Source organism: Mesorhizobium sp. M7A.F.Ca.CA.002.09.1.1 (assembly GCF_003998555.1).
Classification (GTDB): domain Bacteria; phylum Pseudomonadota; class Alphaproteobacteria; order Rhizobiales; family Rhizobiaceae; genus Mesorhizobium; species Mesorhizobium ciceri.
In genome coordinates, this window is record NZ_RZRR01000481.1 from 1 (window position 1) to 4,254 (window position 4,254).

Annotated in this window: 6 protein-coding genes; all 6 read right to left on the reverse strand. The window is 61.7% G+C overall.

Annotation, left to right across the window (positions count from 1 at the left end; translation table 11 throughout):
• Nucleotides 1–136 (reverse strand): L17 family ribosomal protein (locus EN994_RS20165; protein WP_281060177.1); only part of this gene is annotated, 136 nt, incomplete at its 3' end.
• A 104-nt stretch (nt 137–240) separates the two neighbouring features.
• A complete protein-coding gene (locus EN994_RS20170; RefSeq protein WP_013531438.1) occupies nt 241–1,251 on the reverse strand; it encodes a DNA-directed RNA polymerase subunit alpha in 1,011 nt (336 codons plus the stop codon).
• A gap of 102 nt (nt 1,252–1,353) precedes the next feature.
• Nucleotides 1,354–1,743, reverse strand: coding sequence for a 30S ribosomal protein S11 (gene rpsK, locus EN994_RS20175; protein ID WP_006205444.1), 390 nt, complete (start codon nt 1,741–1,743; stop codon nt 1,354–1,356).
• A 162-nt stretch (nt 1,744–1,905) separates the two neighbouring features.
• Complete coding sequence (rpsM, locus tag EN994_RS20180; RefSeq protein WP_013531437.1) at nt 1,906–2,274, reverse strand: 30S ribosomal protein S13; 369 nt, start codon at nt 2,272–2,274, stop codon at nt 1,906–1,908.
• Between the two features lie 210 nt (nt 2,275–2,484).
• Nucleotides 2,485–3,081: an adenylate kinase gene (locus tag EN994_RS20185; protein ID WP_013531436.1), complete on the reverse strand. Its 597-nt coding sequence runs from the start codon at nt 3,079–3,081 to the stop codon at nt 2,485–2,487.
• Nucleotides 3,078–4,254 (reverse strand): preprotein translocase subunit SecY (gene secY / locus EN994_RS20190; protein ID WP_127307751.1); only part of this gene is annotated, 1,177 nt, incomplete at its 5' end. The genes EN994_RS20185 and secY, both read right to left, overlap by 4 nt.

Consider the following 4,254-nt stretch of genomic DNA (forward strand, 5'->3'; position numbering starts at 1 on the left):
GACGCAGGTCCTTCGCCTTCGGCAAGGTTGTGACGATCTGCTCGTGCTCGAGCAGCGACACGGCGAGGTTGGCGAACATCGACTTGCGATGGCTAATGCTTCGGGCGAAGCGGCGGCCTTTGAAACCGTGGCGCATGGCTCTTTTCCTTCTTCAGTTGTTCAAGAGGCCGCGGCCTCTGATGGTTTTCCGCATGACCGTCGGATCGAGCGGCCCACGCCGCCGATCCTTGGAATTCATGCTCAATATTGGTCTTCGTAACGCTTAGCGAGGTCTTCGATGTTTTCCGGCGGCCAGTCCGGCACTTCCATGCCGAGGTGCAGGCCCATCGCCGCCAGAACTTCCTTGATCTCGTTCAGCGACTTGCGGCCGAAGTTCGGGGTGCGCAGCATCTCGGCTTCGGTCTTCTGGATCAGGTCGCCGATATAGACGATGTTGTCGTTCTTCAGGCAGTTGGCCGAACGCACCGAAAGCTCGAGTTCGTCGACCTTCTTGAGCAGCGCCGGGTTGAAGGCGAGCTCGGTGACGGCCTCGGCAGCGACTTCCTTCTGCGGCTCGTCGAAGTTGACGAACAGGCCGAGCTGGTCCTGCAGGATGCGGGCGGCGAAAGCCACTGCGTCCTCGCCGGTGATCGAACCGTCGGTCTCGATCGTCATGGTCAGCTTGTCATAGTCGAGAACCTGGCCCTCGCGGGTGTTCTCGACCTTGTAGGAGACCTTCTTGACCGGCGAATAAAGGCTGTCGACCGGGATGAGGCCGATCGGCGCGTCTTCGGCGCGGTTGCGGTCGGCCGGCACGTAACCCTTGCCGGTGTCGACGGTGAATTCCATGCGGATTTCAGCGCCTTCGTCCAGCGTGCAGATGACGTGGTCGGGGTTGAGGATCTCGACGTCGCCAACCGTCTGGATGTCGCCGGCAAGAACCGCACCCGGTCCCTGCTTGCGAACGACCATGCGCTTGGGACCATCGCCTTCCATGCGGATGGCGATTTCCTTGATATTCAAGACGATGTCGGTCACGTCCTCGCGCACACCGGCGATGGACGAGAATTCATGTAGAACGCCGTCGATCTGCACGGCGGTAACAGCCGCACCGCGCAGCGAAGACAGAAGCACGCGGCGCAGCGCGTTGCCCAGCGTCAGGCCAAAGCCACGCTCGAGAGGCTCGGCGACCAGCGTGGTCAGCGTCTTCTTCTTCGACGAGAACTCGATCTTGTTCGGCTTGATCAGTTCCTGCCAATTTTTCTGGATCATGATGCTTTCCTTCCGTTGACCCGCCACCATCCAATCGTGGCGGGCGACCTGGAATGCCGCGGAGGAGCGCCCAAGGGCGCTCGCGCGGCGTTCGGTAAATGCTTAGACGCGACGCTTCTTGCGCGGGCGGCAGCCATTGTGCGGGATCGGCGTCACATCACGGATCGAGGTGATGGTGAAGCCGGCCGCCTGCAGGGCGCGCAGTGCCGATTCACGACCGGAGCCGGGTCCGCAGACCTCGACTTCGAGCATGCGCATGCCGTGTTCCTGGGCCTTCTTGGCAACATCCTCGGCAGCCATCTGGGCAGCGAACGGGGTCGACTTGCGCGAACCCTTGAAGCCCTGAGCACCGGCAGACGACCAGGCAATCGAATTGCCCTGCGCATCGGTGATGGTGATCATCGTGTTGTTGAAGGTCGAATTGACGTGGGCAACGCCCGACGAGATATTCTTGCGTTCGCGACGGCGAACACGAGCGGCTTCCTTGGCCATGATAGTCCTTTCAGTTGATCTCTACACCGCCGTAATGCCAGCGGCTCCACCTTCGTAAGGGAGTAGGGGAATAGGGCAGCAAGGGAGTAGGGAAAAACGCGACCCGACTGGCGGGCATTCCCTACTGCCTTACTCCCCTACTCCCTTATTCCCCTAAAAAAATTACTTCTTCTTGCCGGCGATCGACTTGGCCGGGCCCTTGCGGGTGCGCGCATTGGTATGCGTGCGCTGGCCGCGGACCGGCAGCGAGCGGCGGTGACGCAGGCCGCGGTAGCAGCCGAGGTCCATGAGCCGCTTGATGTTCATCGAGACTTCGCGGCGCAGGTCGCCTTCAACCTGGTAATCGCGGTCGATGGTCTCGCGGATCTGCAGCACTTCCGCGTCGGTCAGCTGGTTGACGCGGCGCTCGGCCGGGATGCCGACCTTGTCGACGATCTCCTGGGCGAACCGCTTGCCAATGCCGTGAATGTACTGAAGCGCAATGACAACGCGCTTGTTGGTCGGAATGTTGACGCCGGCTATACGAGCCATGTTCTTCCCTTCTCCATGTGGGCCGGCCAATCCTCAAAAACAAGGTAGGCTCGGCGCTGTCTTAAGTTGCCCCGCGTCCGGTGGAGGCCGGCCCATGCGGGAGTTTCCAGTTCAATGCGGCTGCCTTGCCCTTGCGGACAAGCAAAGCTCATGCCTGATAGGAAGACGGGCCGCCATACCGCAGCGAACCGCCTCCGTCAAGTGCAATCGTTAATTTCCCCGCACCGCGTCCTTGAGCACCGCTTCGATCTGTTCCGTCACGGCGTCGATATCGGCCATGCCATCGACACTGCGGAGCTTGCCCTTGGCATAGTAGTAGCCAATCAGCGGCGACGTCTTCTTGTAGTATTCCCTCAGGCGCTCTTCGAACACGGTCGGATTGTCGTCCTTGCGAACGGGAAGGCCGGCGGCCTGCGCCTCGTCGGCGCGTTTGACGATCCGGCCAACCAGGGCCTTGTCGTCGACCACGAGTTCAATGACGGCGTCGAGCCCCTGCGAGCGATCCGACAGCATCTGCTCGACCGCATCCGCCTGCACCAGGGTCCGCGGATAGCCGTCGAGGATGAACCCCTTGGCGCAGTCGGGCTGATCGATACGCTCAGCGACGATCGCGTTGACGATCGCGTCGGACACCAGTTCACCGGCATCCATCACCGCCTTGGCGCGCTTGCCAACCTCGGTGCCTGCCTGGACGGCAGCACGCAGCATGTCGCCCGTCGAGAGCTGGGGTATGCCGTGTTTTTCTACCAGTCTTTGTGCTTGCGTCCCCTTGCCCGCTCCTGGCGGCCCAAGCAATATCAACCTCATCTGGCTTTCTTCCCCCCGCGCAGCTTCGACTTCTTGATCAGGCCTTCATACTGGTGCGCGATCAGGTGACCCTGAATCTGCGCAACCGTATCGAGCGTGACACTGACCACGATCAGAAGCGATGTGCCACCAAGGTAGAACGGTACGCCAGTCGCCGAGATCAGGAACTCCGGCAGCAGGCACACCAGCACCAGATAGATGGCGCCGACGACGGTGATGCGGGTGAGAACGTAATCGATATAATCGGCGGTGCGCTCGCCCGGACGATAGCCCGGGATGAAGCCCGAATGCTTCTTGAGCTGGTCGGCGGTGTCCTTCGGGTTGAAGACAATCGCGGTGTAGAAGAAGGCGAAGAACACGATCATCGCCGCATAAAACAGCATGTAGAGCGGCTGGCCGTGGCCGAGCGAGGCGAGCACGGTGCTTGCCCACGCCGGCAGGTTCGTCGTCTGCGAGAAGCCGGCGACGGTGGCCGGCAGCAAAAGCAGCGACGAGGCAAAGATCGGCGGAATGACGCCCGACGTGTTGAGCTTCAGCGGCAGGTGCGAGGTATCGCCCTGGAACATCCGGTTGCCGACCTGGCGCTTTGGATACTGGATCAGCAAGCGGCGCTGGGCGCGCTCGAAGAACACGATGAGCGCAATGACGACGATAGCCAGCACGATGATCGCCAGGATCAGGCCGGTCGACAGCGCGCCGGTGCGGCCAAGCTCCAGCGTGCCGGAGATGGCGTGCGGCAGGCCGGCGACGATGCCGGAGAAGATGATCAGCGAAATACCGTTGCCGATGCCGCGGGCGGTGATCTGCTCGCCCAGCCACATCAGGAACATGGTGCCGCCGACCAGCGTGACGACGGTCGAGATGCGGAAGAACATGCCGGGGTCACTGACGATGCCGTTGCCGCCTTCCAGACCGACCGAAATGCCATAGGCCTGAACCAGCGCAAGCAGCACGGTGCCGTAGCGCGTGTACTGGTTAATGACCTTGCGGCCCTGTTCGCCTTCCTTCTTCAGCGCTTCCAATGACGGGATGACCGAGGTCATCAGCTGCATGATGATGGAGGCGGAGATGTAAGGCATGATGCCGAGCGCAAAGATCGCCATGCGCTGCACGGCGCCGCCGGCGAACATGTTGAACATGCCGAGCACGCCCTTGCTCTGCGAAGAGAAGGCC

Bases quoted from the DNA above. Each gene is read 5' to 3' on its own strand.
- EN994_RS20170 (WP_013531438.1), bottom strand. From the start codon at position 1,251: ATGATCCAGAAAAATTGGCAGGAACTGATCAAGCCGAACAAGATCGAG.
- rpsK (WP_006205444.1), bottom strand. From the start codon at position 1,743: ATGGCCAAGGAAGCCGCTCGTGTTCGCCGTCGCGAACGCAAGAATATC.
- rpsM (WP_013531437.1), bottom strand. From the start codon at position 2,274: ATGGCTCGTATAGCCGGCGTCAACATTCCGACCAACAAGCGCGTTGTC.
- EN994_RS20185 (WP_013531436.1), bottom strand. From the start codon at position 3,081: ATGAGGTTGATATTGCTTGGGCCGCCAGGAGCGGGCAAGGGGACGCAA.